Source organism: Mycobacterium sp. E3247, from assembly GCF_001667785.1.
Classification (GTDB): domain Bacteria; phylum Actinomycetota; class Actinomycetes; order Mycobacteriales; family Mycobacteriaceae; genus Mycobacterium.
Window position 1 is genome coordinate 1 of record NZ_LZJG01000347.1, and the last position, 845, is coordinate 845.

2 protein-coding genes are annotated in these 845 nt (G+C 64.9%); both read right to left on the bottom strand.

Going from position 1 to position 845, the window contains the following annotated elements; all coding sequences use genetic code 11:
• Positions 1-536, bottom strand: a 536-nt coding sequence (locus tag A9X04_RS18975) for an alpha/beta fold hydrolase (RefSeq protein ID WP_197509234.1), incomplete at its 3' end; no start/stop codon positions are given.
• A gap of 15 nt (positions 537-551) precedes the next feature.
• Positions 552-845, bottom strand: a 294-nt coding sequence (locus A9X04_RS18980; protein ID WP_067923764.1) for a Rieske 2Fe-2S domain-containing protein, incomplete at its 5' end; no start/stop codon positions are given.

Genomic DNA, 845 nt, shown 5'->3' on the forward strand with positions numbered 1-845 from the left:
TCTTTGTCGAAGTCGAGGAACCGCTGCTTGTTGTTCGGGTTCTCCTCGATGCGATCGCGCCACTCGGCCACCTTCACCACGCCGTCCATGCCGGTGCCGCGCACCGCGAGGATGCTCGGGATGATGTAGAAGGAACCGAGCACGAAGGTGCCGTAGATGCCGCCGACGATGTTCCACACCACGAGCTTGGTGACCATCTCGGGGTAGAGCATCGTGGTCAGCATGGAATCCCTTGCGCCGCCTGATCCCCCGGCGAGGATGCAGCGCTCGAAGCCCAGCCCGGTCACCAGCTTGTGCAGCGTTTCGGCGCGCATGTGCGATTCGCTCTGCCCGTAGAACTGCACATCGGAGGCGCCGCAGTTGGGCCGGTCCCACAGCAGGACGCGATAGCCGCCGGCGGCGAGCGCGTCGGCGAGCGGGCGCAGGCCCTCGATCTCCTTGCTGAACCGCCCGCCCGGCGTCAGGGCGATGAGATCGCCTGCATCACCGAGGATTTCGTAGACGACGTTTCCCCCGTTGATCTCCATTGAAGGCACGCGATTCTCCTGTGGTTAGGCCTGCACCAGAACGTCGTTGCCGACGACGCGTACCGGATAGGTGCGGATGCTCCACTCCGGTTTGACCGCGGTCGTACCGGTCGCCAGCTCGAAACCCCATTGGTGCCAAGGGCAGTAGATGTACTCCAGGTCGCGCACCATGACCGAGTCGCCGGGAGCGGTCTCGTCGACGATCGTCCGACCCCTGGCCCGCCCCGAACACAGGGGACCGCCTTGGTGGGGGCAGTAATTCGCGATGGCATAGAAGCTGCCGTTGACGTTGTAGACCCCGACGCCGTGCCGCCCGAT